The organism is Arthrobacter cryoconiti, from assembly GCF_020905375.1.
Lineage (GTDB): Bacteria > Actinomycetota > Actinomycetes > Actinomycetales > Micrococcaceae > Specibacter > Specibacter cryoconiti.
Map to the genome: position 1 here is coordinate 156,173 of NZ_JAJJBU010000014.1, position 26,446 is coordinate 182,618.

The window sequence follows — 26,446 nt, forward strand, 5'->3', positions numbered from 1 at the left end:
ATCGTCAACTCGCGCCCGCGGGCACAAACGCTATGGTTCGCGTGGTGATGTCAGCCTTGACGAGTTTCACGCGGACCACGGTGCCCGGTTCAAGGTCACCCTCGCAGTACCCGGTCACTGCGGGTTCGAAAATCAGGATTGAGCTACGCGCGGGCGCAGACTTGGTGGTGTGGCCATTTTTCTTGGGCCCGGCGAGGACGACGGCGTCAAACTCGGCACCTATCCTGTGACTGAGCAGTGCCGCTTCGACGGTGTCAACGGCGGCACGATCCACCTTGTTGGCGAGTTGGTTGGAGGCGTCCATGATCTCTGGGAGTTCTTCGAGGGCGGCCACCGCCCACGGTGGGGCCTCATCTCCGGAACACAGCGCGGCGCAGATAGCCAAGACAAATCTGTCCACGAGCCGGCGCAGGGGCGCGGTGGCATGCGCGTAGGGCGCCGCGACGGCGGCCTGGCGGACCTGCTCTGGGACGCTCCCATTGAACGGCGTGTAACTGGCACCCCTGAATAAGGTAGTTGCCGCGTGCATCAGGGCCAGCTGCCGCGGCTCACTGATGTCCAAGGTGCGCAGGTACGCCCCATATTCCAGGCCTTCCTCCCACGGTGTTCCCAACAGCTGTGTTTGTCGGCGGTAGGCGGCAATGGCGTCGGCATCCGGGGCAGGCATGGTGCGCAGGATGCCCACCTTTCCCGCCAGCATCACCTGCGCCGCTGCCATTCCAGTCAGCAGAGAGATCTGGGCGTTCCAATCCTCAATGGGTAGCCCGGGCCGAAACTTTAGCTCATAGCGTCCGTCGACGAACTCTACTTCCTGCTGGGGCACATTCAAGCTCGCCCCTCCCCGGGCGCGCTCCAAGGCAACGCGCTTGCTTCCGATCTCAGCTAAGAGGGTCAATGTCTCGGCGAAGGACTGAGGGGCACTCTTAGCGTCATACATCTCTTGGGCTTGATCGTAATCAAGCTTGGCAATGCTTTTGACGGTGGCGCGGCGAACCATGGCGTGGACCGAGGAGCCGTCCGGAGCAAGTCTGATTTCCCAGACGAACGCCGATCGGGGATCGTTGGCAAAGAGGCTTGCCGCTCCTTCACTTAGTGGGATTGGATGCAACGGGATGCGGTTGCCGGGTGTGTAGATGGTCTGGCCTCGGCGCCTGGTCTCGGTGTCCAGCGGACCACCAGCGGGCACGAAAGAGGGGACATCGGCAATAGCGTAATGGACTACGTAGCCATCGCCGTCGCGCTCTAGAAACATGGCCTGGTCAAGGTCGAGCGAGCCAGGAGGGTCAATCGTAATGAACGGTAACTCCGTCAGGTCCAGCGCCGGAAGATCGTGGTCTGCGATGACATGTGTGACCTCGGCCAGGACGTCTTCGTCAAAGCCGTCCGGGAGCTTAAACTCCGTGGAAAGGGCCTTCAGGGCGCGGGCAAGGTTGTGTTGGGCGACGCTTTGCTTGATACCAATATGAGAGTACGGCACGGTTTCAGCGTAAACGATTCGTGGCCCGACGCCATGTAGGCGCCGCACGCACTACGCTGGGACGTATGAGTATTCCAGCGTCTGAGCCTGGCGACGCCGTTTCCGCCGGAGAGCTAAGCGCCCGTTATGACAAGTTCGTGGTTGACCTGCTAGGTGGTATTGCCTACGGTGAGCTGTCCGCCTTTGAGCACCTCTCTTCTGATGCTCGTTATTCTCCAACGCTGGCGGATAGAGCTGTTCTGGGCAAGATGGCCGTGGCAGAATTTGGTCACTTTGAGATGGTATGTGAGCGTCTGAACGGTATGGGCATGGACCCGGAGCTGGCCATGCTCCCCTTCCAGCGGATAGTGGATTTGTTCCATGAGCGCACCCGGCCAGCCGACTGGCATGAGTCGCTGATGAAGGCGTATGTAGTGGATGCTATTACGGAAGACTTCTATGCGGCGATTGCCGAGAACTTGGATGTTGCAACCCGATCCGTGATCGCGCAAGTGCGGACCAGTGAAGAGCAAACAACGCTGCTGGCCGGATTGCTGAAAAACATGTTAGATGACGACCCCAGGCTTTCTTCACGGCTGGCACTGTGGGGCAGGCGTCTGGTGGGAGAGGCATTGAGCCGTGCCCAGTACATTGGCGCTAAACACAGTTTTCTGGTGGGATTGCGCCCGGATGGCACTCAGGAGCAGGCGGCAGCGGATGTCCACGCCATCCTGTCTGTCCTGACTCGCAATCACTCCAGACGTATGAATTCTCTGGGCCTCACGGCATAACCCCAGAGATTTTAGATCTCGTCTTGCCCAATGTCACGGCGATTTGTGGTTGTTGCGGCCATGATGTCAGACGCGATGCGCCGTGTAATTTGTGCCAGTGATTCTTGGGCAGTGATGCGCTGTTCGGTGATCCCATCCAGTGGATTCCAGCCGTGATACCAGCCTCGCATTTGCGGTTCACCAAAATCGGCCACTTTGCCCGGCCGGCTCTGGTGGCGTCGAAGAGTCTCGTCAAATGTGAGGTCGTAGGAGTAAAAAAGACTTGGCCCATCATGGCCGTCGCGCAGCCGTCGCAGTGATTCGCTGTACCCCGAGGAGTTGAAGATGCCGTCCATGACCACTGTGCGGCCGTGGACAAGGGATTGCGCGGCCGCTTGTTCGATGAGTACAACGCTCAGAGGTGAATAATTTCCATGTTCGCCAAGGATGACCCGGCGAAAGTGGTCTTGCTCAATCCAAACAGCTCCAAGTTCTCTTTGGAGAGCGCGGGCCACTGTGCTCTTACCGGAGCCTGAATTACCGCGTAAGACTACGAGAGTGGCCATAGCTTTATCCAAGCACAAGAACTTCGGCGGGGTAGTAAGCTGACGCTCGCAGAAGCTAACTTGCCCGCTGGTCTTCCGTTTCTGGCACTGCGTCCTCTTTAGTAGGCTGGCCCGAAAGTCTCAGAGTTGCCAGGAGCCCCAGTACCAAGAACCCTGATGCGGCAAAGGCCGAGTAACGGGTGCCATCACTAAATGCTGCGCGGGCGGCCGCACCCACGTCGGGATCCTTCGCCGCGAGTGCGGGGATCGCGCCGCCGGCGCTAAGAACCACGGAATCTAGAATCTGGGTCCGTGCAGATTCTGGCAGATTGGGGGAACTTTCGGCGAGCCGGGCGTCCAAGGAGGACCCTAAGGAGGTGAACAGTACTGTCCCCAGGATCGCAATTCCCAGTGCGGAACCGATCTGCCGGGCCGTACTGGCGGTGCCAGAGCCCTGGCCGCTCTTTTCTACGGGGACATCTTTGAGTACCACGCCTGTTAGTTGGGCGGTGGCAAGACCAACGCCAAAGCCGTAGACGAAGAGGAACGGGATCACTGTGAGCCATGTGGAGTCTGCGGAAATAACGAGGCCTAATCCGGCAACACCTACGATCTCGGCCAAGATCCCTACGCGTACGATCGCCACCGGGGTTATTTTGTCCAAAACAACGCTGGAAAGACCGCTGGCCGCGAATGATCCAATGGCCAGAGCGAGCAGCACCAACCCCGTCTGCAATGCGTCATAACCAATCACATTCTGCAGCCACAGTGGAAGCGAGAGGATGATGCCGAATTCACCAAGGGAGACGATCATCGCGGCGATATTGCCATTGCGGAAAGATGGAATGGTGAACAGTGCGAAGGCCAGAAGTGTGGTGGCACCGGCCCTTTGGCGGCGTATTCCCCACCAGATGAACCCCGCGCCAGAGGCCAGCGTGATCGCGAACGCCACCGGGATGGGAGAGAGTGCGAACGGCCACGTCCACGTGCCGATGACCGGAGCCTGCCCGGGGCGGACCAACCACCAGCCGTAGCTGCGCCCTTCGATCAGGCCGAAGACCAAGGAGGCGCTGGCAACCACGGACAGGACTGCCCCTATGACGTCGATGCGACGTGGCTCGCCTGCGTCTTTTGACTCGGCCACGCACAGCAGAATGCCGATCACGATGATGGCGGCCAAGGGTACGTTGATCCCGAAGGCCCAGCGCCATGAATAGTACGTGGTCAGCCAGCCGCCCAGCAGCGGACCGACGGCCACCATTCCACCGATAGTCGAGCCCCAGACGGCGAACGCGATTCCGCGTTCCTTCCCTCTGAAGGTGGCATTGATGAGAGACAACGTTGTGGGCAACACCATTGCTCCGCCGACGCCTTGGACAATCCGTGCCAGAATCAACAGTTCTCCGGACGGTGCCATTGCGGCAAAGACGGATGCAGCAGCAAAGATGATCACACCCGTGAGCAGGATCCGACGGCGACCGTAGCGGTCAGCTAAGGTTCCAAAGACCAGCAGGAGTGCAGCAAATACGAGAGTGTAGCTTTCTTGGACCCATTGCACTTGCGTCGATGTGATGTCTAGATCGCGCACAATTGACGGAATTGCTACGTTGACGATCGTGGAATCGACAATGATCAACGCTACAGCAACGCTGATGAAGACCAGTCCCGCCCAGCGGCGGCGTGAGGCCGTCATCGTAGTTGCCCATCCACTGGTTCCCGCGAGAGTTTAGAGGGCCACCAGATTGCCCGGCCGATGTCGTAAGAGGCGGCTGGTACTAGGAGAGAACGCACAATCACAGTGTCCAAGAGCACCCCGAAAGCAACTATGAACGCGATCTGAGCTAAGAACAAAATCGGGATCACGGCCAGAGCAGCGAAGGTTGCGGCCAGCACCACGCCAGCAGAGGTAATGACGCTGCCTGTCATGCCCAGCCCGCGCAGGATGCCGGGGCGGGTACCGATGCGCAGCGATTCCTCTCTCACCCGTGTCATCAAGAAGATGTTGTAGTCCACACCCAGGGCAACAAGGAAGACGAAGCCAAAGAGTGGGACTGCCGCATCCGCGCCAGGAAAGTGGAATACATGATTGAACACAATGGCAGATACTCCAAGTGCGGCAGCGTATGAGACAACCACACTGGCAATCAGCAACAGCGGAGCCACGATTGAGCGCAGTAGGAGCATCAAGATGATCAAGATGACCAGCAACACGATCGGGATGATCTTTGTGAGGTCGCTTTGCGCCGTCGTATTGGTATCCAAAGCTATGGCGCTCACCCCGCCCACGAGCACGCCAGGATCGGTCGCGGGGAGATCGGCACGCAGTGTGCGCACCACCTGTTCGGCGGCTTGAGAATCCGGTTGTGAGCTGAGAACAGCATTGATAAGGACCTTGCTGTCCTTGACCAGTGGCGCAGCTTGGGCCCCGGGACGAGAATTCCCCGCGTAGATAGACGCTGAATTGATGCCATCGCTGGACTCAACGGCCCGCAGGGTGGCCTCAGCTTTAGCTTGATCCACAACTATCACCACGGGGCTGCCGGATCCGCTCGGGAAGTGCTCGGCCGAAACCTTTTGACCGGCGGCGGCCTCTGACTTGGTCAAGATGACGTCACTTTGTGGGACACCGTTGGCCTGCAATTGCAGCAGGCCGCTGCCGCAAGCAAGCAAGACAATGAGCGAGATGGCCCACGTGGCCCTAGGGCGTCGGGAGACGAGTGTGCCCACCTTGTTCCACAATCCGGTGATGCCTTCGAGTCCATGTACAGATGTGGTGTTCGCCCGGTGAGAGTGTTCGGCATCCGTTTCAAGACGAGGACGGAACGGCCAAAATGCCACACGTCCGAAAACGACCAGAAGCACCGGCAACAGGGTTAGGGATGCAAGAAGGGCGAAGACGATACCGATCGCGGCAATCGGTCCCAAACTCTTGTTGGAGTTCAAATCGGAGAACAGGAGGCAGAGCAGGGCAATGATCACAGTGGCGCCGGAGGCTGCGATCGGCTCAAGTGCAGCCCGCCACGCGCGGGCAATGGCTGCCCATTTAGAGTCAACGTGATGCAGAGATTCTCGGAAACGTGCCACCAGGAGCAAAGAATAATCGGTGGCAGCACCAATGACCAAGATGGAGAGAATGCCCTGACTTTGCCCGCTGAGTTTGATCCACCCCCAACTAGCGAAGGCATACACCAGCAAGATAGCCGCGGACAGTGCGAAGACGGAGGTAAAGAGGACTAGAAACGGCAGCACAATTGAGCGGTAAACCAACAGCAATATCAAGAACACGGCTCCGCCGGCGACCAATAGCAAAATGCCGTCAATGCCGCCAAAGGCATTGACCAGATCTGCCGTTAGCCCAGCCGGGCCAGTGACGTACGCTGCCGTGGAGGCAGAATTGGCGCTCCCGGCAATGGTGCGGAGATCGGCAATCACGCTCTTGATATTTTCGGTATCGCTGACGGGGACAATGAACTGCACAGCTTTAGAGTCTTGGGACGGAATCGGTCCAATAACTGAGCTGGTCGCGGGCGGAACTGGCGTCTGAACTCCTTGGACGGAGCCAAGCTTGGTGCCCAATTTTTGGTAGTCAGCCAGCTGTGTTGGTGTCAGAGCGCTCTTCGAAGCGATCACGACGATGGCCGGAATTTCTTTGGAATCTGTGAACTTCTGTTGCCACGTGTTGACCTCGGTGGACTCAGCGCTCGCAGGCAGGAAAGCCGCTTGATCGTTGCTGGAGACAGATGAGAGTTTGCCGAAGGTTGGTCCGCCGAAACTGGCCGCAGCGAACCAGATGATGAGCAGTACTGCGGGTAAGAGGATGCGCAACCATCGCGCTGGTTTCCAGTCGCGTCGGGTATCAGTTCTCATGATCTGGTGGAGCCCTTTCGGGAGTGCGGGACGAGAATTACCTACTAGGGCTACTACGAGATATTTTATCTGTAGATTTTCTAATAAGTAACTAGGTAAGCATTATCTTTGGCTATATAATACACTCATGTCCGTCTCACGCAAGCCTCCAGCATCGACGATGGACTCGATGCTGGACCCGAGGGTTATCGATCCTCATTTGGAGCTCGTGGATCACTCCTCACTCAGCGAAGATGAGATCACGCAGGTTGTGAACGTTCTTAAGGGGATTCGGCATTGGCGTGAGGCCGAAGCCGCTCTTAGCTTTGAATCCCGTAACCACATGCGACTCAATGAAACTGACATGAAGGCCCTCCGCTTTCTCGTGATGTCAAAGAACCAAAAAATGGTAGCTACTCCTGGCCTTCTGGCGGAGCATCTAAACATTTCCACGGCTGCCACCACGAAGATGCTGGACCGGTTGACGGCTGCTGGGCACATCGAGAGATCGGTTCACCCCACCGATCGCCGTGCTGTCATGATCACCATCACCGAAGGCACTCATGAACAAGTGCGGGAGACAGTGGGACGCAGCCACGCGCGTCGCTTCGACGTGGCCGCACGGTTGACTCCAGACGAACGTGAAGTCGTGATTCGTTTCCTAAACGATCTCAGTGACACATCAAACAAGCAGTAGGCTCATGGGCATGGTCTTGAAAAGTGATTCGTCAGCGCGCACGCGGACGGCCACACGGCGAATCGTGTTTGCGCTCGCAGCAATGGGGACGGTTGCCTTAGGCCTTGCCGTACATTTTCTGGTACCCGGAGATGCGGCTGGCCTCGTTGCTGACGCTCTCTATACGGTGCTTGTATATCTCTTCGTGGGGTTTCTGGCCCCTCGGATCCCGCGCGTGTGGGTGGCAGCGGTGGCTCTTGCCTTCAGTGCCGCCGTCGAACTTTCTCAGCTCTCCGGGCTCCCGGCTCAATTGGCTCAGTCCTTCCCGCCCTCCCGTCTGGTACTTGGCACCACCTTCTCCGCGCTGGACCTGGTGGCCTACGCCATTGGAGCCGTCGCAGCGCTGGCTGTTGATACTGCCATCTCTGCGCGTGCCGCGGCATGGGGTAGCTCACAAGCGGAATAGTTTGCCCGACCCGGGGGCTAACACCTGCAGGACTTCGGGAGGAAACACATGCTGGAGGTAGTGGTCATTGGCGCCGGTCAGGCGGGACTTTCTGCTGCGTATTATCTGGCCCGACACGGCTTGGAAGCAGAACGGGACTTTGTTCTCCTCGACGCTAATGCCGGGCCCGGAGGGGCATGGCGCCATCGCTGGCCTTCCCTAACGCTCGGAGCTGCTCATGCCATTCATGACCTCCCAGGGATGAAGCTTGGCGCAAGCGATTCTCACGAGGCCGCGTCCACGGTCGTTGAACGTTACTACGGCCGCTATGAGAAAACTTTTCAGCTCCCAGTTCACCGGCCCGTGAAAGTACAAGCGGTTCAAGCCAGCGATGCGTACGATCCCAGCTCACCCGGTAACCGAAACGCGCCGCTGCTGGTGCAGACAAACATGGGGGACTACTCAGCGCGGTTGGTCATCAACGCGACTGGAACCTGGGACAAGCCGTACTGGCCGCACTACCGCGGTCTGGATACTTTTACCGGACGGGAACTCCATACTCACGATTTCCACTCGGCACAAGAGTTTGCGGGTCAGCGAGTTCTGGTAGTGGGAGCGGGCACGTCCGCAGTTTCGTTTCTGCTCCAGCTTGCTGAGGCAGGGGCACAAACCGCCTGGTCTACGAGGCGTCCGCCTGAATTCACCAACCGTGAGTTTAAGCCCGACTGGGGGCGTGATGTTGAACAACGTGTCAATGAGCGCACAGCTGCGGGGCTACCTCCGCTAAGTGTGGTCGGCGTGACAGGCTTGCCATTAACACGGCAGTACCAAAAAGGTATTGATGCCGGAATATTATCCTCACGCGGCCCGCTGCAGCGGTTCACAGAGACGGGTGCCGTATTTAGCGATGGGAGCAACTTCGCCGCGGATACCATCCTCTGGGCCACGGGATTCCGTGCGGCGCTGGATCACCTTGCGCCGCTGAAACTACGTGAGCACGGCGGCGGCATTGTCATGGATGGGGTAAAGGTGGCCCGGGAACCACGCGTACTTTTGGTCGGCTACGGCGCCTCTGCGTCCACACTGGGCGCCAGCCGGGCTGGACGTGCGGCTGCGTTGGCTGCCATTGAAATGATCAATGTTGCGGTGACGCACTGAACTGGCTGGACCTGAAGTAGGAGTCAGTAAGCCTTTGAGCGGCGCTGCGCACTGAGCTGGCTGGACCCGAAGCAGGAGTCAGCAAGCCTTGGAGCGGCGCTGCGCACTGAACTGGCTGGACCCGAAGCAGGAGTCAGTAAGCCTTTGAGCGGCGCTGCGCACTGAGCTGGCTGGACCCGAAGCAGGAGTCAGCAAGCCTTGGAGCGGCGCTGCGCACTGAACTGGCTGGACCCGAAGCAGGAGTCAGTAAGCCTTTGAGCGACGCTGCGCACTGAGCTGGCTGGACCCGAAGCAGGAGTCAGTAAGCCTTTGAGCGGCGGTGACGCACTCACAGTTCGCTCGGCACGCTGCGCTCCGCGGAGCGCTTCGGAAATATCTAGGAGCCACCCGGAGTTGGCCCAGAAGAGACAACCTGAAAGGTAAAACCATGACTCTTCCCGTTTCTATCCTTGACCTGGCCTATATCGGCGAGGACGGCATTGCCGCGAGCTTTCGGGCATCCGTGGAACTGGCGCAAAAGGCGGAAGAGTGGGGTTATAAGCGCATCTGGTTTGCGGAACACCACAATATGCCCTCGATCGCATCCTCTGCCACGAGCGTATTGATTTCCCACGTCGCCGCCCACACAAAGACCATCCGGCTGGGCTCTGGCGGGATCATGCTCCCGAACCACTCCCCTCTTCAGATCGCTGAGCAGTTCGGCACCCTGGAAACACTGCACCCGGGGCGTATTGATTTAGGGCTCGGGCGCGCACCGGGCAGCGACCAAAATACTATGCGGGCACTGCGGCGAGACCCGTCGTCGGCGGACACGTTCCCGGCAGACGTGCAGGAATTGCAAGCCTATTTCAGCGGGCAGAGTCGTATTTCCGGAGTGAATGCCTATCCGGGCAAGGACACAAACGTCCCGTTGTACATCTTGGGTTCGTCCTTGTTTGGCGCACGGCTTGCGGCCGCCCTCGGCCTGCCGTATTCGTTCGCTTCCCATTTTGCCCCCCAAGCGTTGGAAGATGCAGTCAAGATCTACCGCCGCGATTTTCAGCCGTCGTCGGCGCTGTCCGAACCGTATGTGATCGCCGGCGTCAACGCGATAGTCGCTGATACTGCGGAGGAAGCTGACTCTTTGCTCCTCACGGCTAAACGACGCCGTGTGGCCTCCATGGTGGGGCGCGGCCAAACGTTCACGGATGCAGAAATGGACCTGTTGCTGGAATCCCCAGCAGGCCAACAAGTGATGAACATGATGCGTTACTCTGCCGTCGGCACGCCGTCGTCCGTCCGCACTTACCTAGACGACTTCGCGAAGCTGGCTGACGCTGATGAGCTCATCGTTGCCACTTTGGTGAGTGAAAAGACGGCGTGGATTCGTAGCTTTGAACTGTTGGCACAGGCCATGGAGCTGCAGCCGGAACAGCCCCAGTTGTAACCGTCACGGCGTGCAAATGTTGCGAGGGCGTGTCAAAGTTCACACGCCCTCGCAACGTTGGCACGCCGTCGTCAGAAAAACGGACCGATCACTTGCAGTGAAGCGTCAATTAGCCAGTGCCGGCAAGCGTGAGAGCAGTTCCTGGGCGGCCGCCGTCGGATCTGATGCGTCGGTTACTGCCCGCACCACAACAATCCGGGACGCACCGGCCTCAACCACGGCGTCGACGGTGGAGAGGTCCACGCCGCCAATGGCGAACCACGGTGTGGATGTTTTCAAAGATGCGGCGTATTCCACTAGCTCAAGCCCGACGGCGGCCCGTCCGGGTTTGGTCGGTGTGGCCCATAGCGGACCCACGCAGAAGTAATCGGCATGCTCGGCCGCAGCGAACGCCTGAGCGGGATCGTGGCTGGAAAGTCCCACTGAAACTTCCGGCCCCACAAGTGACCTTGCGGCTTCCAAGGGGAGATCCTTTTGCCCAACATGGAACACGGGAGCGCCGGAGAGCATGGCAATGTCGGCGCGGTCGTTGACAGCCCACAACTTTCCAAATTCCTCCGCCACAGAGCGCAGCACAGCCAACAGTTCAAGTTCCTCGGCTGCTTCGAGGGACTTGTCCCGCAGCTGGATAATGTCCACACCGCCTGCATAGGCCGCGCGTATGAAATCTTCAAAATCCCCGCGCTCGTGACGTGAATCGGTGCACACATATAGGCGCGCCGCGGCGAGAGAGGCTGCGCCGGAATTGGGTAACCGTGAAGACGAGGTGTCATGTGTGAGTGAACTAGTGTGCATGTCTCATAGACTAGTTCAGTACCGCGGGAGCCAGGCAAGCTGGCTGAGAGGGTGTGCAAACACGCCGACCGAAAGACGCTCGCTAGGGCGTAGAACCTGATCCGGGTTATGCCGGCGTAGGGAAGGAGACCTCCATGGCGCACACAGTGCCAGACATCGTTGACTGCGACCTCGCAGTGGTTGGCGGTGGAATCGTGGGCTTGGCCATAGCGTGGGAAGCTCAACGTTTGGGTAGGTCTGTCACCGTCATTGACCCAGCGCCCGCCACCGGCGCCACGTTTGCTGCCGCAGGCATGTTGGCACCTGTGAGCGAACTTCATTACCAGGAGGAGAGTCTGCTGGAATTGACGTTGGCCTCCGCTGCCCGCTGGCCAGAATTTGTAGCCCCGCTGGTTGCCGCAGGTCACACGGAAACAGGCTTCCGTGCGACGCCGACTCTTGTGTTGGGTGCCGATGCCGCGGACCGCGCCGCGTTGGCTGAACTGCGGGAAGTTCAGTTGGCTCATGGACTAGGTGTTGAGCAATTCTCTATCCGGGATGCCAGAGCTGCAGAGCCGTTGGTGGGCCCGCACATTTCTTGTGCCTTCATGATTGCGGCTGACCACCAAGTGGATCCGCGCGGGGTGGCCGACGCCATTTTGAGCCAGCTCAGTGTGGTGGCTGCACAACGCGGGCGGGTTGCTGATGAGCAGACTTTCATCCGCGCCTCGGCTGTAGCTTTGCTCCACGCGGAGGCCGGAGATACTCACTCCAGGGTTAGCGGAGTGGTTCTTGACGATGGCAGGGAGGTTAACGCACGTGAGGTGGTGGTGGCCAACGGTCTGGGCGCACCCGCCCTGGAGGGGCTGCCTGATGGCCTGAATCTGCCAGTGCGTGCCGTCTACGGCGACATTCTTCGCCTCCTTGTGCCCGAACACTTACGTCCGCTGACGACGGCGACGATCCGCGGTTTGGTGCGAGGCGTTCCGGTCTATATTGTGCCGCGTAACGACAACACGGTAGTTCTTGGTGCCACCATGCGCGAGGACGGAATGGCAGCAGTCAATGCCGGGGGAGTGTACCGAATACTGCGTGATGCCCAGACGTTGGTGCCCGCGGTCGCGGAGCTGGAGTTGATTGAAACAACTGCCCGGGCCCGTCCCGGGACGCCGGACAACGCTCCACTTCTGGGACGGGTGGCAGATAGTGAGGGTCGGGATATTCCGGGGCTCATTGTAGCTACGGGATTCTTCCGCCACGGCGTGCTGCTCAGCGCTATTGCCGCCCACATCACCCGCCAGCTGCTGGACGGGATCACGGACTTGGCTTGGGAAAGCTTCCGCCCCGACCGATTTTCCCCGGCACTTCAAGCAGCGCAGAAGCTGCACGTACCCGAGACACTTCAATCACCCGAGGACCTTCAAACACCCCAGGAGAGAGCATGACGATCATTCAACTCAACGGTGCGGCCCACCTCCTAGACGAGGGTGCCACGGTGGCCGCACTGGTCACGGCTATGACGGGCAGAGCCATCCTGCCTAGTGGCGAAGCCGCTGACGGACAGCGTCTGGGGATTGCTGTGGCGCGCAACGCGGATATTGTGCCCAGGAGCCAGTGGGCATCCACTGCCGTCGAAGCCAACGACAACGTCGAAATCGTTACAGCAGTCCAGGGCGGCTAACTCCCGCGCGCATGCACGCAAGAAGCTCACCATCGTAAGAAGAGGCAGAGACCATGATTGATACTTTGACTGACACCGACGGCTTTTCGATTGCCGGTGTTGAATTGGGCTCGCGCCTTATTATGGGCACGGGCGGGGCTCCCAGCCTTGAAGGACTTGAAGCTGCGCTTGTGGCCTCCGGCACCGCGCTGACTACGGTGGCAATGCGCCGATACGCTGTTGGCTCCACAACAGGTTCTGCCGGTCCTGGCAGTACCTCGGGGATTTCCGGGGCGAATGCAGGCTCGAACCTCTTTGCGGTGCTATTGGCGAATAACATCCGCGTATTGCCGAACACGGCAGGCTGCTTTACCGCCCGTGAAGCGCTCATGACAGCCGAACTTGCTCGCGAGGCTCTCGAGACTGACTGGGTGAAGTTGGAAGTGATCGCGGACGAGCACACCCTACTACCGGACGCAGTGGAGCTTGTCGAGGCCACCGAACAACTCGTCAACCGAGGCTTTAAAGTCTTCGCCTACACGAATGACGATCCGGTGTTGGCATTGCGGCTAGAACAGCTCGGGGCTGCCGCAGTGATGCCTCTGGGAGCCCCCATCGGCACCGGCTTGGGCATCTTGAACCCGCACAACATCGAGTTGATAGTCTCGCGGGCAAATGTTCCTGTGGTGCTCGACGCCGGAATCGGTACGGCCTCCGATGCGGCACTCGCCATGGAACTGGGATGCGACGCCGTTCTTTTAGCGTCAGCAGTCACGCGGGCACAGGACCCTGTCCGCATGGCTGAGGCCTTCAAACATGCGGTGATTGGTGGCAGACTGGCAGCACAAGCGGGCCGCATCCCCAAGCGGGCCCATGCCTTGGCATCCTCCGCCATGGAGGGCCGCCCGGACCTGTAAAAGCCCGGACGTAGAAAACTTGGACCCGGAGGAACATATGAGCGCACAGGATGCTTTGGACCGCCCGCAGATCGACGCCGAGCTGGAGACCCTGCCGCACTGGTGCGTTAGCCAGGGTGCCTTGCGCACTGTTCTGACGTGCCCGACGTCGGCCGGTGCCCTGGAATTATTTGCTGCTATTGGCAATATGGCGCAGGAAGCCAATCACCACCCGGACGTGGACTGGCGTTATGACACTTTGTTCCTCACTCTGACCTCGCACGACGCCGGGAGCAAGGTGAGCGCCAAGGACGTGGCCCTGGCCCGTTCCATTTCCGCAGCTGCGGACGTAGCTGGCGCGCAGGCCAGAACAGAATTGTTGCGCACCGTGGAGATCGCCCTTGACAGCGACGATCCTGAAGCGGTTTCACCCATGTGGCAAGCCGCGCTCGGGTACAAGAAGGATGCAGATGGGGCGCTCGTGGATCCTTTTGGGCGTGGACCAGCGCTGTGGTTCCAGAAGACCGCGACTCCAAACGCGAACAGCTTCCATTTGGACATCACTGTTCCTTATGCGCGCAGTGCGAACACGTTACGTGCTGTGGAGGATGCTGGTGCGTCGCTGGATCATGAATCGGCACCGCGCTGGGTCATTGCTACTGATGTGCAGGGCAACCGACTGTGCATCTGCACTGAGGAAGGGCGCGACGCTTAGGGTCTCGGCGCAAGGGCGTATTGCAGGGTGGGGGAGTATTGCAGCGCGCTGAAGATCCCTACGTGCTGAAGATCCTTACGTGCTGAAGATCCTTACGTGCTGAAGATCCCTACGTGCTCAGGATCGCGGGCGCCCACAAGCTTGTGGTCGCCCTGAAATTACGGGGCGCCCACAAGCTACCGGCCAAGAAAGTCGTGCAGCCAAGGGCCGAAAAGGTAAGTGTCAGCGTATCTGCAGAATTTGATTGGTCCGAGTGAGCTGGTGCTTATAGCGGTTCCTACCCACGAAGCCAGCGGTGGCCCACGCTGTGACTCCACCCACCACCATAGATAAGATCCAAGGTACCCATGCTGTGGCGGCGGAGCCGCCCAGGCCAACTGCCATGGTGATGATCCACACCAACAACGCCGCAAACACGGCGGTACCAGCTGGCAGTAAAGCACCGAAGAGGACGCGGTGTTTATCAACCGCCCACGCAATGGCGCCAAAAGCACCGGCCGTCAACGCAATGATGACCACGGCAACCATGGACTCCCCTTTTTCTAGTACTTATATGTCTGAGCTTCTTATATGCCAGAACGCTCTTGTCTAGAGTGCAGCGAACCCTACGCTGCGAGCTTTTTCGCCGCCCAGCTCAACGTATCCCAAGGCGCCGCCGGGGATAATGACAACGCGGCCTTTCTCGTCCGTCAGACGCAACTCGGAGCCCTTTGACAACGCGGCGGAAACCAACTCCGCGACCGCATTGGAATCCTGATCGGATTCAAGGACGATTTCACGGGCAATGTTCTGGATGCCGATCTTGATTTCCACGGGTTTCTCCTCGATGCAAGCGTGCCAAAAATGAAAGTACCCACCAACTCTATGCTGACGGAGCTAGCGGTTCCTTGGGAAAGCGGCTAATTCCGCGCCAAGCTAAACGGTAGACAAGCTCGCTGGCCACATCGATGTCAAGATTGCCGTTGGCTTCGAGCCAATACCGGGCGCTGACCTGGGCCATCCCGGCTAGGGCACGCCCCAGCAGCGTCGCTTCAAGATGGGCCAGTTTAGTGTCCTCGGCAATGACTCCGGCAATGGCATCGGCGTACTCGGAGTTAAATTTCTCCAAACGGGCTGCGACATCGGGGTCGTTGACCAAATCCGATTCAAACACCAGACGGTGTGCCTGGTCATCCTTGGACACAAAATGGAAATATGCCTTCATGGTGGCCTGAACACGCAACTTATTATCCGTTGTGGAATTCAAGGCTGTCAGCAGCATGGCCGTCAGGGATGCCAATTGGCTATCCAAGAGGGCCAGATAGAGCTCTCGCTTGCTGGGAAAATGTTGGTAAAGGACGGGTTTGCTGACCTTGGCGCTCTCTGCGATCTCATCCATGGCGGCGCCGTGGTAACCGTTGCTGACAAACACTTCCAGTGCCGCCTCCAACAGCTGCGCGCGGCGTTCATCGCGGGGGAGGCGGACGAGCGGGGCGCGGCGCGGGGTGTTCGCCCCGGGGTGGGCTTCGAGCGTCATGGTGTGTGCCTTTCTGTCCGTCCGGCCAACTTCCCCAGCACGGAGTTTCCCGCTCATTCTACCCGTGAGTAATAGTGCGATCACGCAGGCGCAGACTAGATTTGATTCATGGTGTCCCTTATTACGTCCCCGAACCCTAGCAACACAGCGTCCTTGCCCGCTCTGGTGGAACCGGGAGCTCCTCTGCTGCCTGAGGAAATGCAAAGGTACTCCCGTCATGCTCTGATCCCTGAGATCGGCTTGGTGGGCCAGCGCCGACTACGCAATGCGCGAGTGCTGGTCATTGGTGCAGGCGGGTTGGGATCTCCGGCTTTGCTTTACTTGGCGGCGGCTGGCGTGGGCACACTGGGGATTGTCGATGACGACACCGTGGAGCTAAGCAACCTTCAGCGTCAGGTCATCCACGGCGTAGCGGACATTGGGCGCACGAAACTTGAATCTGCCCGTGACTCAATTGCCGTTATCAATCCCGGCGTGAACGTGGTGCTTCACCAGCTTCGGTTGGATTCATCAAATGTGCTGGATATCTTTGCCGACTATGACGTCATTTTAGATGGCGCCGATAATTTCTCCACCCGCTATTTGGTCAATGATGCTGCGGCGATCTTGGAAAAGCCGTACGTATGGGGTTCCATCCTGCGCTTTGACGGGCAGGTCAGCGTATTTTGGAACAAGTTCGGCCCTAACTACCGGGACCTCTACCCCGAACCCCCGGCGCCAGGTACTGTTCCATCCTGCGCTGAAGGCGGAGTTTTCGGCATGCTCTGTGCCTCCGTGGGCGCCATGATGGTCACCGAGGCGGTCAAGCTCATTACCGGTATTGGCCAGACATTGCTGGGCCGCTTACTGATTTTTGACGCTCTTACATCCCGCTGGCGTGAAATTCGAATCGCTAAGGACCCCGCCGCCGCCCCGATCACGGAACTCATCGATTACGAGCTCTTCTGCGGAATTCTCCCGCTGAACGAGAACGACGACGAACTCATCTCTGTGCCTGCGCTTGCCTTGCGTCTTGCACAGCGTGCACAGGGCAAGGACAATTTTGTTTTGATCGATGTCCGTGAACCTCTCGAACATGAACTGGTCCACATTCCGGGATCGGTGTTAATCCCGGTGGGGGGAATCAATGATGGGACGGCGCTGGCTGCGATTCCACAGGACGTGCCTCTGGTGCTGCATTGCAAATCAGGTGCCCGGTCCGCCCAAGGGCTTGAAAGTCTGAAAGCTGCCGGTTTTGTGGACGTCGTTCACCTTGCCGGGGGTATTGACGCGTGGAATTTGGCGGACAGTGACGAAGGCGGACAGTGACGAATGTGTGCAGTGAAGATTGTGTGCAGTCACAAGCATTGACAGTCACGAGCACTGACAGTCACGAACGTCAGCAGTAAACGGCGCTATATTCGTCCCAACAGCAGCAGCCAGCGTGTTTAAGCTGAGGCTACTTGGCCGTCGGACCCCTGCGTGCCGGGATCTGAAGCTGTGCGTTGGGATGCTGTCGCTGCAGGACGGGCTGCGGGCTCTACCTTCAGTCCGTAGAGGGCATCCAAAGCGGCAAGGTAGCTCTCGGAATCGCCGGCCGCGGCCAGTTCTTTGGCGCGCACCGTTGGCACGTGTAAGAGTTGTTTGACCATGCGGCGCATGGCGAACTCAACTTCTGCTGTGGCTGCCGTGCAGCCGTGCTGCTGGCGGATCTTTGCGATCTCGTCGTCCAGGACTCCCATGGTGTGCCGGCGCAGAGCTACAATCGCGTGATCCAAGGAGCGGGAATTTTGGGCTTGTTCAAAGTTTTTCGCAGCATCCTCCACCAGAGCGGCCGCTTCGCTCAACGTTGATTCCTGTTCTTCGGGAGCTGCTTGACGCACGGTTTCCAACGTCAGTAGATCTACGTTGGGGAGATCGGCTACCTCAGGAGCAAAGTCGCGGGATAGTGCCAAATCGATAGCTGTCAGCTGGGTGGAAACTCCCTGGCGCATCTGTGCCAAATCCAGAGCGGTCAGTTGGTGTTCCGAACCGCTACAGCCCAGCAACAGGTGGGCGGCGGCCAGTGCGCCCGGCATTGATGACTCATCCAGCGCCATGCCGCCGCGAGAAGACGTGAACGTCTCGGCTCGCCCGGATGAGGAATAGACACGAATGTCGGTACAACCGCGTTGCGTCAACTGTGCCATGGCCGCCCCTGCGTAGGCGCCCGTACCAAATAGCACCGCCGTTTTTCCTGCCAATGAAGGCGAATCGGCAAGCTCTGTGGCCAAATCTAGGGCTACGGAGACGATTGACATGCCGCGTTGGCCCAGGGCGGTCCGGGCGCCTACTTCCTTGGCGGTTTTGGACGCTGACTGGAACAAGCGCACCAGAGCCGGAGTGCTCACGCCTGCTTGCTGTGCGGTGCTGAGGGCTCGCCGGACCTGGCCGGCAATTTCACGTTCGCCCACCACGGCGGATTCCAGTCCAGTGCTGACGGCGAAAAGGTGGCGGGGGACGTGTGTGCCGTGTTGGGTGGCCAGTGCGTCAGAGACGAACTCTTCGCCTAATCCGCAATGGAAGCTGACAGCGGAAACGATGCTTTGGCGAGCGTCGCTGACTTCTTCTGCGCTTCGGGCTTGGACATAGAGCTCGTATCTGTTGCAGGTGGCCAAAGTGATGAGGCCAGCCACGGCGTTATCGCCGGCGACGACGTCAGCGCTGACAGCCGCGGCACCTGCGCTGAGGCGGGCAACGGTTTCGAGATCAATGGATGAATGCGAGGCGACAAGAGAAAAGAGGACCACAATTCCTCCATCGTAGACCTTCCGGAACGAATTTTATGGACAGGTTGACCTAACTTGTCAGCAAACCACCGGTGGTCTTGCCGCTCTCAACACGCAATGCGCTCTTGCCGCAAAGACAAGTTGTGCACAAACGTCTCCCGGATTCCCTCTGTAGGGTGGTGCCATGACACTGAGCTCAACCCACCCCATGATGGACGGCCGCACCGCCAACTCTCCACTGATCACTGCCTACAGAGGCGGAACTCCAAGCAGGCGACCGGTTTGGTTTATGCGCCAAGCCGGGCGCTCCTTGCCCGAATATCGTGAATTGCGCGTTGGCACCACCATGCTTGAATCCTGCCTTAACCCACAAATGGCTGCCGAGATCACTCTTCAGCCTGTGCGCCGCCATGACGTGGATGCGGCGATCTTCTTTTCCGACATTGTGATCCCGCTCAAGCTCGCCGGTGTTGGCGTGGATATCGTGCCCGGCGTGGGCCCCGTGTTGGACCACCCGGTAAGAACCGCCGAAGATGTTGCCCGGCTCCCACAGCTAAGTGACGCCGCGCTGGATCCCATCCGCGAAGCCGTAGCGTTGGCAGTTGGCGAGCTGGGGAGTACTCCGTTGGTGGGCTTCGCTGGTGCTCCGTTTACTGTTGCCGCCTACATGGTGGAAGGCCGCCCGTCTCGGGATCATTTGGGCCCGCGCACCATGATGCATGCCCAACCGGCTGTGTGGCAGGCCCTGATGGAGTGGGCTGCGGACGCATCCGGGAAGTTCCTACGTGCTCAAATCGAGGCCGGCGCCAGCGCAGCCCAGCTCTTTGACTCATGGGCCGGATCGCTGGGACTTGCCGATTACACCGAACACGTTGCACCGGCGTCGGCACGGGCCTTCGATCATGTCCGCGACCTCGGTGTGCCCTTGATCCATTTCGGCACCGGAACATCCGAACTTTTGGGTGCCATGCGAGACGTTGGAGTGGACGTCATGGGCGTGGATTACCGGCTGCCCCTGGACGAAGCTAATCGTCGTTTGGGCGGAACGGTGCCGCTGCAGGGCAATATTGATCCGGCCCTTCTGAGCGCTCCGTGGCCGGTGCTGGAGCAGCACGTCCGCGAGGTGCTTTCCGCCGGATCCGCTGCACCAGGACACGTCGTAAACCTAGGCCACGGTGTCCCGCCGGAAACTGATCCGCAAGTTCTGACCCGCGTGGTGGAACTGATTCACTCGATCGCACCGTAAAGGGCCGTCACCGCCGATTTTTTTGGCCCGTCACCGCCGCTAAGGAGAGTCATGTCAGCAAAGCCAATACCGCCGAACGCACCGCAGGCTAAGGCCCCGCACGGGGCACGATCGCATGGTTCCGCGCCCCGTCTATCAACGTCGCGCCGAGCTGCTGTGGTGGGCGGGGGTATTTCCGGATTATTGTCCGCTTTGGATCTACAGGCTGCTGGCTGGCAGGTGGGGGTGTACGACGCCGCTGCCACCTGGGGTGGTTGTGTGGGAGTCCACGAGGTGGCCGGGGTAGAGCTGGATAGCGGTGCGGACTCATTCGCCACACGCAACACGGCCGTGCTCGATTTGGCTACTGAACTCGGACTGGGCGAGAACGTGGTGACCCCCAATCCGGCCGGAGCTTGGGTGTGGTTGCCGGATGGCCCGGTGCCGTTGCCGCGCACCGGCGTGCTGGGTATTCCCTCGGATTTGCGGGCACCTGAGGTGCGCACCGCGCTGGGAACCACCGGCGTGCTGAGAGCGGCCTTGGATGCCAAGATGCCTGCAACAGTGGGCACCACTGAGGCCGTGATGAGCGTGGCCGGGCTAGTCCGTGCCCGGATGGGCCAGCGGGTACTAGAACGGCTCGTGGCACCTGTAGTTGGCGGCGTGCATTCAGCAGACCCCGAACTTCTGGACGTGGATATGGTGGCGCCAGGACTCCGGGCCGGAATTCGTGAACACGGCTCGCTGGCTGCCGCCGTGGCCGCCCAGCGTGCAGGCGGAGCCAAACCCGGATCGGCAGTGGGGGGGCTTGACGGCGGAATGCACACGCTGGTTGCTGCATTGGTGGAGCATTTGCGCGACGCCGGTGTGGCACTGCATGCCGGGCATGCAGTCACCGCCATCCATCAGGTCCAGGCAGACCCGGATACCAAGGGTACGCCCGTGCACTGGAGCGTGGACTGGAGCGCAGGGGGAGATCAAGGCCGCGAATCCGTGGAGTTATTGGTGGTCGCCACCGACGGTCCTACCGCGGTGCAGCTGCTGGCCGAATGCGTTCCCGAATTGCTCCCTTTCACCCCCGCAGCGGGTCCTGACATCCGCCTGGTCACTTTGGTTCTTGACGTGCCGGAACTGGACGGTGCTCCACGCGGAACGGGTGTCTTGGTGGCGCCGCAGACGGAAGGTATCAGCGCTAAAGCTCTCACCCATGCCACCGCCAAGTGGGAGTGGCTCGCCGACTCGACGGGACCTGGAACACATGTGCTGCGTCTTTCCTACGGACGGGCGGGCGTCGCGGCAGCTGACGCTGTTCGCTTGACTGCCCGCCCAGTGCTTGATGCCGATCTGGTGACTACCGCTCTTCTGGATGCCACCAAACTTCTGGGAGTGAGCATCACCGAGGATGACGTGCTGGGCTCAGACGTGATTCGGTGGAAGGGCGCGCTGCCCTATGCCGCCGTCGGACATCAGGCCAAGATTGCACAGATTCACGCTTTGGCTAACCGTGCGACTGGGCTGGTCCTGACAGGTGGTTGGATGTCCGGGAACGGGCTGGCTGCCGTGGTTGCTGGGACCCGTCGTCAGATCAAAGCTGTGGTGGATGAGATGACGATAAAGTGATGTTTGGCACTTTCTACACCGCGTAGAGAAGTTGGGTTTCATATTTGCGGTCCACAAGGTGCAGACTGGAACCCATGAGCCACACTTCGAGCGAATCTGTCACTAAAACTTCCGAGTCTGACGAAGCACCTACCACGCCATTTACCTTGTGGACCGTGTTCAAGCGCACGGGCTCCTTCGCAGGCGGTGGCGGAGCTGTTGCCGCCTTCGACGCCTTGAAGGATGGCTTCGCAGCGAACGGGGTGACGCTGCGGGGTTCCTACGATGTCTCCGCACTGCGCAGCGATGCCGACGTCATGGTCTGGCTCGTGGGACGCAACGCCGAAAGCTTGCAGCAGGCAGTGCGCGACATCCGCCGGACCGAGCTTTTCGCAGAAACAGAAATTGCCTGGTCCGCCATGGGCGTGCACCGTGAAGCGGAATTCACCAAGAGTCACGCTCCCGCTTACATGGGCGACAACGAGCCCAAGGGATGGGTTTGCGTTTACCCTTTCGTGCGCTCGTACGATTGGTACATTCTTCCAGCCGAAGACCGCAGCCGTATGCTGCGCGAGCACGGCATGCTAGGCCGGGACTTCCCCCAGGTTCTTTCCAACACAGTCGCCGCCTTCGCGCTGGGCGACTGGGAGTGGATGCTGGGCTTGGAATCAGATGAGCTCACAGATCTGGTGGATATGATGCGCCACCTTCGCTCCACCGACGCCCGCTTGCATGTGCGTGATGAAATCCCGTTCTACACAGGACGCCGGGTCAGCGCAGCCGAGGTTGCCGAGGTCCTCCGATGAGCGCTCCCATTGCTGCCCCCGCACACTACGACGCGATCCTGCTTGCCTCTTTTGGCGGCCCCGAGGGCCAAGAGGATGTCATCCCCTTCCTGCGCAACGTCACGCGCGGGCGGGGCATTCCGGACGAACGCCTGGAAGAAGTGAGTCATCACTACCGCGCCAACGGCGGCATCAGCCCCATCAACGCTCAGAACAGGGCGCTGAAATCCGCTTTGGAAGCAGAACTAGCGTCTCGAAACATTGGGCTGCCCGTGCTGTGGGGGAACCGTAACTGGGATCCCTACATTCCTGAAGTTCTCACGAGCGCCTACGAGGCAGGGCATCGACGCCTGCTGATGGTCACCACCAGCGCGTATTCCTGCTACTCCAGCTGCCGCCAGTATCGCGAGGATATCGGCATGGCTCTGACGGAAACCGGGCTGGACGGCAAGCTCGCCGTGGATAAAGTACGTCAGTACTTTGACCACCCCGGCTTCGTAGAGCCATTCATTGAAGGTACAGCTGCTTCACTGGCCCGCGTTCGTGCGCAGTTAGTCGATGCGGGTAGCCCAGAAGGCCAGATACACGTCCTCTTCGCAACCCACTCGATCCCTACCCGTGATGCGCACGCTGCGGGAAACTCGGTCAACGAACCGCGCGAATTCGCCGAAGGCTCGGCCTACGTGGCTCAGCATTTGGCCAATGCCGCCGCGATCATGGACCGCGTCGATTCCGAGCAGCCTTGGTCTCTCGTGTACCAGTCCCGTTCCGGGGCGCCTCATGTCCCGTGGTTGGAACCGGATATCAATGATGCGATCGCCGAATTGGCGGATAAAGGTATTAAAGGTGTGGTGGTGGTTCCGTTGGGATTTGTGAGCGATCACATGGAAGTCCTTTGGGACTTGGATACCGAAGCTAAAGAGACTTCCGAGAAGCTAGGACTCGCCTTTGACCGGGCTCCTACTCCTTCCACACACCACAAGTTCGTAAGCGGACTCGTAGATTTGATCTGTGAACGCACCGTGGAGAACCATCTCGACGACCGTCCCGCCATGACGGACTTGGGTCCGTGGTTCGACGTCTGCAACCCCGGCTGCTGCGCCAACTTCCGTGGCGAAAAACCAGTCATTTCTGAAATTGGCAGCAGCGTGGGACGCGAGTGCGCCCCGGCTGAACTGTGACGGCTGGAGCGATAGCTGTGAATGATGTGAAAATTGGGACCCGTGGGAGCAAACTGGCGCTGAGCCAGACACAGCAGATCACGGAGAAGCTGACGGCCGTAGGTGGTTTTACGGCGCAGATCGTCCCGGTCAAAACTGAAGGCGACGTGCTGACGGGTCCGTTGTCTCAGATGGGAGGCACTGGTGTTTTTGCCGCAAGATTGCGCGCCACGCTACTGGACGGCGGTGTAGATGTGGCCGTGCACTCGCTCAAAGACCTGCCGACGGCGGCCACTCCGGGATTGGTCATTGCGGCAGTTCCTGTGCGCGTAGATGCACGGGATGCCCTGTGCTCGCGGGAAAATCTGGTGCTTTCAGAGCTTGCGACGGGAGCCCGTGTCGGTACCGGTTCGCCGCGGAGGGCAGCCCAACTGCTCTCTATCCGCCCCGATCTGGTAATCGTGGACATTCGCGGCAACGTCGAGACCCGTTTGGGCCGTGTCCCTGGCCTGGCCGGCAATGTTGATGCCCCGGTAGTGGAAGGCAAAAGCGGAGACCTCGACGCCGTAGTGCTCGCCGCGGCTGGGCTGAGCCGGATCGGCCGTTTGGACGCTGTAAGTGAATTCTTGGATCCTGACGTCATGCTCCCAGCCCCGGGCCAGGGAGCTTTGGCTCTGGAATGCCGCAGCGAGGATGCACAATTGACGAATGTCCTGGGTCAGGCGCTTGCCGCGCTCGATGACCATGACACCCGCCTCGCCGTCACTGCTGAGCGGGCTCTTCTGGCGCGCTTGGAAGCTGGTTGCAGCGCACCCGTAGGCGCGTTCGCGTTCCGTAAAGGCTCCATGCTGTATTTGGAATCTGTGGTGTGCTCGCTGGACGGTGTTCATTCTCTCCGGTTGAAGAGGGCCACCGACGGGCTGACCACTGTTGGGGCAACCCTTTTGGGGATTGAACTTGCGGAGGAACTGCTCGCCGGTGGTGTCGCTGACTTTGCGGATCTGGCCGGCTCGGCAAAGTGACCGAAAGTTGCGGGCCGCGCCAGGACCGGCATTCCCTCGGCGACTTTCCGGCCATCAGCCGCGGGCGGCCTTCGGCCTCCCTGACGTCGCCTACGCAAATATCGGCTCCTGGCGCTGGCCAGCTCACCGGATTGCGTGTGGCCGTGACTCGAAGCGCGGATCGGGCAGGAGCGCTTGCTGATGCCTTGGCCGCTGCCGGAGCGGAACCCGTATTAGTCCCGCTGATCGACTTTGAAACTGCTGATCAAGGCGTACTTGGAGCCGCATTGGCGCGGCTCTGCGCAGGTGAATACCGATGGCTGGTCATCAGCTCGATCACCACCGTACGGGCGCTAAAACAGTGGTGCGAGTCCGCTGGGACGACACTTGCTGCGCTGATTCCCCAGAACACCAAAGTAGCCACGATCGGACCCACGTCGGTTGCCGTATTGGCAGCTGAGGGCATTATGACCAATCTGGCACCAACAAATGTGCAATCAGGAGCCGGCCTCGTCGCGTTGTGGCCAGAGCTGGCAACAACTCAAGAGATAGCCCAGGAGACTCAAAGTGGCCGTGTTCTGTTGCCACAATCCGATGTCGCCTCTCCCACCATCGTTGACGGGATTCGCGCCAAAGGATGGTCCCCGGAAGTCACGACAGCGTACAAAACCGTGGACTACCCCGCAAGTCCGAGCAAACGTCTGTCGGCTCTCCTTGCACACTCAACCACCACCTACCCTGCCGGCAACCACACCGAGCTCACCCCGGCCCAAGCGGGCGCCGAGTTCCAAGCTGGACTCTTGGACGCCGTCGTCCTGGCCTCGGGAAGCGCTGCGCGCAGGTTAGCGGCCGCGATGGGTCCGATCCCGCCACGCTGTTTGGTCATCGCCATTGGCCAGCCCACCCGGACCGAGGCGCTAAGGCTTGGAATCCAGGTTTCTGCCACGGCGGCTCACCCCACACCAGACGGAATCGTGACTGCCTTGGCACAAGCCCGCGCCCGAACTGACACCATGCAATCCAGGAGATATCCATGAGCTTTCCCCAGCATCGCCCCCGCCGACTCCGCACTACGGCGGCCATGCGCCGCCTCGTGGCGGAATACTCTGTTGCGGCGTCGGATCTGATCTTGCCTGTATTTATTCGTGAAGGCCTGAGAGAGCCCAAGCCCATCACGTCAATGCCGGGTGTCTTCCAACACACCACCGAGTCTCTCTTGGTGGCGGCGCGGGAGGCCGTGGAACTGGGTTTGGGCGGCATCATGATATTCGGTATTCCGGCAGAGCGAGACGCCACTGGTTCGGCGTCACTGACACCGGACGGTGTGCTGAATGCCGCTATCAGGGAAGTCCGTGGGGCCGTGGGGGAGAACCTTGTGGTGATGAGCGATCTCTGCCTGGACGAGTTTACCGACCACGGTCACTGCGGCGTACTCGACGCTGATGGCACGGTGGACAATGACGCCACGTTAGCGATCTATGCAGAAATGGCTGTGGCTCAGGCGCGTGCGGGCGCCCACATTGTGGCACCGTCCGGAATGATGGACGGGCAGGTGGGCGTGATTCGTGCAGCACTGGATGCCGAAGGATTTACCGACGTTTCGGTGCTGGCTTATGCGGCTAAGTACGCGTCGGCGTTTTACGGACCCTTCCGCGAGGCCGTGGATTCGCAGTTGCATGGAGACCGGCATAGCTACCAAATGGATCCAGGCAACCGTCGCGAGGCGTTGCACGAGGTGGAACTCGACTTAGCCGAGGGCGCTGACATCGTCATGGTGAAGCCGGCCATGAGCTACCTGGATATCTTGGCTGACGTGGCAGCGATGTCGCCGGTGCCGGTGGCCGCCTACCAAATTTCTGGCGAATACGCGATGATCGAGGCTGCTGCCGCCAACGGTTGGATCAACCGACGTGCCGCCATAGAAGAGTCGGTGCTGAGCATCAAACGTGCTGGCGCCACCATGATCTTGACGTACTGGGCGGCCGAACTGGCCGGCTGGATTCGCAGCAAATAACTTCCGCTCCCGCTCTCCATCAAAGGAACCCT

26 protein-coding genes are annotated in these 26,446 nt (G+C 59.9%); 17 read left to right on the forward strand and 9 right to left on the reverse strand.

Annotation, left to right across the window (positions count from 1 at the left end; all coding sequences use genetic code 11):
- Positions 1-4: 4 nt before the first annotated feature.
- Complete coding sequence (locus LOH53_RS08215; RefSeq protein WP_230067250.1) at positions 5-1,477, reverse strand: RNB domain-containing ribonuclease; 1,473 nt, start codon at positions 1,475-1,477, stop codon at positions 5-7.
- 65 nt (positions 1,478-1,542) lie between these two features.
- On the opposite strand from LOH53_RS08215, the gene LOH53_RS08220 reads away from it, so the two are divergent.
- Positions 1,543-2,247, forward strand: coding sequence for a ferritin-like fold-containing protein (locus LOH53_RS08220; RefSeq protein WP_230067251.1), 705 nt, complete (start codon positions 1,543-1,545; stop codon positions 2,245-2,247).
- 11 nt (positions 2,248-2,258) lie between these two features.
- Here LOH53_RS08220 and LOH53_RS08225 read toward each other — a convergent pair whose 3' ends face one another.
- From LOH53_RS08225 to LOH53_RS08235, 3 genes are read right to left on the reverse strand one after another with little or no spacing between them, the layout of a single operon-like run.
- Positions 2,259-2,792 (reverse strand): AAA family ATPase, encoded by a 534-nt coding sequence (locus LOH53_RS08225; protein WP_230067252.1) that lies wholly within the window; start codon positions 2,790-2,792, stop codon positions 2,259-2,261.
- Between the two features lie 55 nt (positions 2,793-2,847).
- Complete coding sequence (locus LOH53_RS08230) at positions 2,848-4,464, reverse strand: MFS transporter (protein ID WP_230067253.1); 1,617 nt, start codon at positions 4,462-4,464, stop codon at positions 2,848-2,850.
- Positions 4,461-6,638, reverse strand: coding sequence for an MMPL family transporter (locus LOH53_RS08235; RefSeq protein ID WP_230067254.1), 2,178 nt, complete (start codon positions 6,636-6,638; stop codon positions 4,461-4,463). Before LOH53_RS08235 ends, LOH53_RS08230 begins: the two co-directional genes overlap by 4 nt.
- A 127-nt stretch (positions 6,639-6,765) precedes the next feature.
- On the opposite strand from LOH53_RS08235, the gene LOH53_RS08240 reads away from it, so the two are divergent.
- The 4 genes from LOH53_RS08240 (at position 6,766) to LOH53_RS08255 (ending at position 10,322) form a co-directional block, all read left to right on the forward strand.
- Positions 6,766-7,314, forward strand: a complete 549-nt coding sequence (locus LOH53_RS08240; RefSeq protein WP_230067255.1) for a MarR family winged helix-turn-helix transcriptional regulator — start codon at positions 6,766-6,768, stop codon at positions 7,312-7,314.
- A gap of 10 nt (positions 7,315-7,324) precedes the next feature.
- The gene (locus LOH53_RS08245) at positions 7,325-7,759 is read left to right on the forward strand and encodes a ribosomal maturation YjgA family protein (protein ID WP_230067256.1); all 435 of its coding nucleotides are present in this window, start codon (positions 7,325-7,327) and stop codon (positions 7,757-7,759) included.
- Positions 7,760-7,807: 48 nt separating this feature from the next.
- The gene (locus LOH53_RS08250) at positions 7,808-8,896 is read left to right on the forward strand and encodes an FAD-dependent oxidoreductase (RefSeq protein WP_230067257.1); all 1,089 of its coding nucleotides are present in this window, start codon (positions 7,808-7,810) and stop codon (positions 8,894-8,896) included.
- A gap of 427 nt (positions 8,897-9,323) precedes the next feature.
- Positions 9,324-10,322: an LLM class flavin-dependent oxidoreductase gene (locus tag LOH53_RS08255; RefSeq protein WP_230067258.1), complete on the forward strand. Its 999-nt coding sequence runs from the start codon at positions 9,324-9,326 to the stop codon at positions 10,320-10,322.
- Between the two features lie 105 nt (positions 10,323-10,427).
- On the opposite strand, the gene thiE is transcribed toward LOH53_RS08255, so the two are convergent.
- Entirely contained in the window at positions 10,428-11,117 is a 690-nt protein-coding gene (thiE, locus tag LOH53_RS08260; protein WP_230067259.1) for a thiamine phosphate synthase, read from the reverse strand.
- Positions 11,118-11,251: 134 nt separating this feature from the next.
- Here thiE and thiO point away from each other — a divergent pair, with 134 nt between their 5' ends.
- Genes thiO through LOH53_RS08280 form a run of 4 tightly spaced genes read left to right on the forward strand, consistent with a single transcriptional unit; the run spans position 11,252 to position 14,367 of the window.
- Positions 11,252-12,541 (forward strand): glycine oxidase ThiO, encoded by a 1,290-nt coding sequence (gene thiO / locus LOH53_RS08265; RefSeq protein ID WP_230067260.1) that lies wholly within the window; start codon positions 11,252-11,254, stop codon positions 12,539-12,541.
- Entirely contained in the window at positions 12,538-12,777 is a 240-nt protein-coding gene (thiS, locus tag LOH53_RS08270; RefSeq protein ID WP_230067261.1) for a sulfur carrier protein ThiS, read from the forward strand. Before thiO ends, thiS begins: the two co-directional genes overlap by 4 nt.
- Before the next feature lie 53 nt (positions 12,778-12,830).
- Positions 12,831-13,673 carry a thiazole synthase gene (locus LOH53_RS08275; protein WP_230067262.1) on the forward strand — a complete coding sequence of 281 codons (843 nt, stop codon included), beginning with the start codon at positions 12,831-12,833 and terminating at the stop codon, positions 13,671-13,673.
- A 37-nt stretch (positions 13,674-13,710) separates the two neighbouring features.
- Positions 13,711-14,367: a 4a-hydroxytetrahydrobiopterin dehydratase gene (locus LOH53_RS08280; protein ID WP_230067263.1), complete on the forward strand. Its 657-nt coding sequence runs from the start codon at positions 13,711-13,713 to the stop codon at positions 14,365-14,367.
- A gap of 222 nt (positions 14,368-14,589) precedes the next feature.
- Here the strand turns inward: LOH53_RS08280 and LOH53_RS08285 are convergent, their stop codons facing one another.
- Genes LOH53_RS08285 through LOH53_RS08295 form a run of 3 tightly spaced genes read right to left on the reverse strand, consistent with a single transcriptional unit; the run spans position 14,590 to position 15,883 of the window.
- Positions 14,590-14,895: a hypothetical protein gene (locus tag LOH53_RS08285; protein ID WP_230067264.1), complete on the reverse strand. Its 306-nt coding sequence runs from the start codon at positions 14,893-14,895 to the stop codon at positions 14,590-14,592.
- A gap of 60 nt (positions 14,896-14,955) precedes the next feature.
- Positions 14,956-15,180, reverse strand: a complete 225-nt coding sequence (locus LOH53_RS08290; RefSeq protein ID WP_230067265.1) for a DUF3107 domain-containing protein — start codon at positions 15,178-15,180, stop codon at positions 14,956-14,958.
- Positions 15,181-15,229: 49 nt separating this feature from the next.
- A complete protein-coding gene (locus tag LOH53_RS08295; RefSeq protein WP_230067266.1) occupies positions 15,230-15,883 on the reverse strand; it encodes a TetR/AcrR family transcriptional regulator in 654 nt (217 codons plus the stop codon).
- A gap of 108 nt (positions 15,884-15,991) precedes the next feature.
- On the opposite strand from LOH53_RS08295, the gene moeB reads away from it, so the two are divergent.
- Positions 15,992-17,191, forward strand: a complete 1,200-nt coding sequence (gene moeB, locus LOH53_RS08300) for a molybdopterin-synthase adenylyltransferase MoeB (RefSeq protein WP_230067267.1) — start codon at positions 15,992-15,994, stop codon at positions 17,189-17,191.
- A gap of 119 nt (positions 17,192-17,310) precedes the next feature.
- Here the strand turns inward: moeB and LOH53_RS08305 are convergent, their stop codons facing one another.
- Entirely contained in the window at positions 17,311-18,651 is a 1,341-nt protein-coding gene (locus tag LOH53_RS08305; RefSeq protein WP_230067268.1) for a glutamyl-tRNA reductase, read from the reverse strand.
- 163 nt (positions 18,652-18,814) lie between these two features.
- On the opposite strand from LOH53_RS08305, the gene hemE reads away from it, so the two are divergent.
- The 7 genes from hemE to hemB all read left to right on the forward strand — a co-directional run bounded on the left by hemE (position 18,815) and on the right by hemB (position 26,414).
- Complete coding sequence (hemE, locus tag LOH53_RS08310) at positions 18,815-19,876, forward strand: uroporphyrinogen decarboxylase (protein WP_230067269.1); 1,062 nt, start codon at positions 18,815-18,817, stop codon at positions 19,874-19,876.
- 51 nt (positions 19,877-19,927) lie between these two features.
- Positions 19,928-21,475: a protoporphyrinogen oxidase gene (gene hemG, locus LOH53_RS08315; protein WP_230067270.1), complete on the forward strand. Its 1,548-nt coding sequence runs from the start codon at positions 19,928-19,930 to the stop codon at positions 21,473-21,475.
- Positions 21,476-21,549: 74 nt separating this feature from the next.
- A complete protein-coding gene (hemQ, locus tag LOH53_RS08320; RefSeq protein ID WP_230067271.1) occupies positions 21,550-22,260 on the forward strand; it encodes a hydrogen peroxide-dependent heme synthase in 711 nt (236 codons plus the stop codon).
- Entirely contained in the window at positions 22,257-23,420 is a 1,164-nt protein-coding gene (locus LOH53_RS08325) for a ferrochelatase (RefSeq protein WP_230067272.1), read from the forward strand. Before hemQ ends, LOH53_RS08325 begins: the two co-directional genes overlap by 4 nt.
- A gap of 17 nt (positions 23,421-23,437) precedes the next feature.
- Positions 23,438-24,421 (forward strand): hydroxymethylbilane synthase, encoded by a 984-nt coding sequence (gene hemC, locus LOH53_RS08330; RefSeq protein WP_230067273.1) that lies wholly within the window; start codon positions 23,438-23,440, stop codon positions 24,419-24,421.
- Positions 24,418-25,437, forward strand: a complete 1,020-nt coding sequence (locus tag LOH53_RS08335; RefSeq protein ID WP_230067274.1) for a uroporphyrinogen-III synthase — start codon at positions 24,418-24,420, stop codon at positions 25,435-25,437. Before hemC ends, LOH53_RS08335 begins: the two co-directional genes overlap by 4 nt.
- The gene (gene hemB, locus LOH53_RS08340) at positions 25,434-26,414 is read left to right on the forward strand and encodes a porphobilinogen synthase (RefSeq protein WP_230067275.1); all 981 of its coding nucleotides are present in this window, start codon (positions 25,434-25,436) and stop codon (positions 26,412-26,414) included. The genes LOH53_RS08335 and hemB overlap by 4 nt, the downstream gene beginning before the upstream one ends.
- The last annotated feature ends 32 nt before the right edge of the window (positions 26,415-26,446 follow it).

What these genes read in the sequence shown, in the direction of transcription:
- LOH53_RS08275 (WP_230067262.1), top strand. Translation starts at nt 12,831, where the DNA reads ATGATTGATACTTTGACTGACACCGACGGCTTTTCGATTGCCGGTGTT.
- thiE (WP_230067259.1), bottom strand. Translation starts at nt 11,117, where the DNA reads ATGCACACTAGTTCACTCACACATGACACCTCGTCTTCACGGTTACCC.
- thiO (WP_230067260.1), top strand. Translation starts at nt 11,252, where the DNA reads ATGGCGCACACAGTGCCAGACATCGTTGACTGCGACCTCGCAGTGGTT.
- LOH53_RS08325 (WP_230067272.1), top strand. Translation starts at nt 22,257, where the DNA reads ATGAGCGCTCCCATTGCTGCCCCCGCACACTACGACGCGATCCTGCTT.
- moeB (WP_230067267.1), top strand. Translation starts at nt 15,992, where the DNA reads ATGGTGTCCCTTATTACGTCCCCGAACCCTAGCAACACAGCGTCCTTG.
- hemB (WP_230067275.1), top strand. Translation starts at nt 25,434, where the DNA reads ATGAGCTTTCCCCAGCATCGCCCCCGCCGACTCCGCACTACGGCGGCC.
- LOH53_RS08250 (WP_230067257.1), top strand. Translation starts at nt 7,808, where the DNA reads ATGCTGGAGGTAGTGGTCATTGGCGCCGGTCAGGCGGGACTTTCTGCT.
- LOH53_RS08245 (WP_230067256.1), top strand. Translation starts at nt 7,325, where the DNA reads ATGGTCTTGAAAAGTGATTCGTCAGCGCGCACGCGGACGGCCACACGG.
- LOH53_RS08240 (WP_230067255.1), top strand. Translation starts at nt 6,766, where the DNA reads ATGTCCGTCTCACGCAAGCCTCCAGCATCGACGATGGACTCGATGCTG.
- LOH53_RS08285 (WP_230067264.1), bottom strand. Translation starts at nt 14,895, where the DNA reads ATGGTTGCCGTGGTCATCATTGCGTTGACGGCCGGTGCTTTTGGCGCC.
- LOH53_RS08230 (WP_230067253.1), bottom strand. Translation starts at nt 4,464, where the DNA reads ATGACGGCCTCACGCCGCCGCTGGGCGGGACTGGTCTTCATCAGCGTT.
- LOH53_RS08235 (WP_230067254.1), bottom strand. Translation starts at nt 6,638, where the DNA reads ATGAGAACTGATACCCGACGCGACTGGAAACCAGCGCGATGGTTGCGC.
- LOH53_RS08225 (WP_230067252.1), bottom strand. Translation starts at nt 2,792, where the DNA reads ATGGCCACTCTCGTAGTCTTACGCGGTAATTCAGGCTCCGGTAAGAGC.
- LOH53_RS08255 (WP_230067258.1), top strand. Translation starts at nt 9,324, where the DNA reads ATGACTCTTCCCGTTTCTATCCTTGACCTGGCCTATATCGGCGAGGAC.
- thiS (WP_230067261.1), top strand. Translation starts at nt 12,538, where the DNA reads ATGACGATCATTCAACTCAACGGTGCGGCCCACCTCCTAGACGAGGGT.
- hemQ (WP_230067271.1), top strand. Translation starts at nt 21,550, where the DNA reads ATGAGCCACACTTCGAGCGAATCTGTCACTAAAACTTCCGAGTCTGAC.
- LOH53_RS08295 (WP_230067266.1), bottom strand. Translation starts at nt 15,883, where the DNA reads ATGACGCTCGAAGCCCACCCCGGGGCGAACACCCCGCGCCGCGCCCCG.
- hemE (WP_230067269.1), top strand. Translation starts at nt 18,815, where the DNA reads ATGACACTGAGCTCAACCCACCCCATGATGGACGGCCGCACCGCCAAC.
- LOH53_RS08280 (WP_230067263.1), top strand. Translation starts at nt 13,711, where the DNA reads ATGAGCGCACAGGATGCTTTGGACCGCCCGCAGATCGACGCCGAGCTG.
- hemG (WP_230067270.1), top strand. Translation starts at nt 19,928, where the DNA reads ATGTCAGCAAAGCCAATACCGCCGAACGCACCGCAGGCTAAGGCCCCG.
- LOH53_RS08220 (WP_230067251.1), top strand. Translation starts at nt 1,543, where the DNA reads ATGAGTATTCCAGCGTCTGAGCCTGGCGACGCCGTTTCCGCCGGAGAG.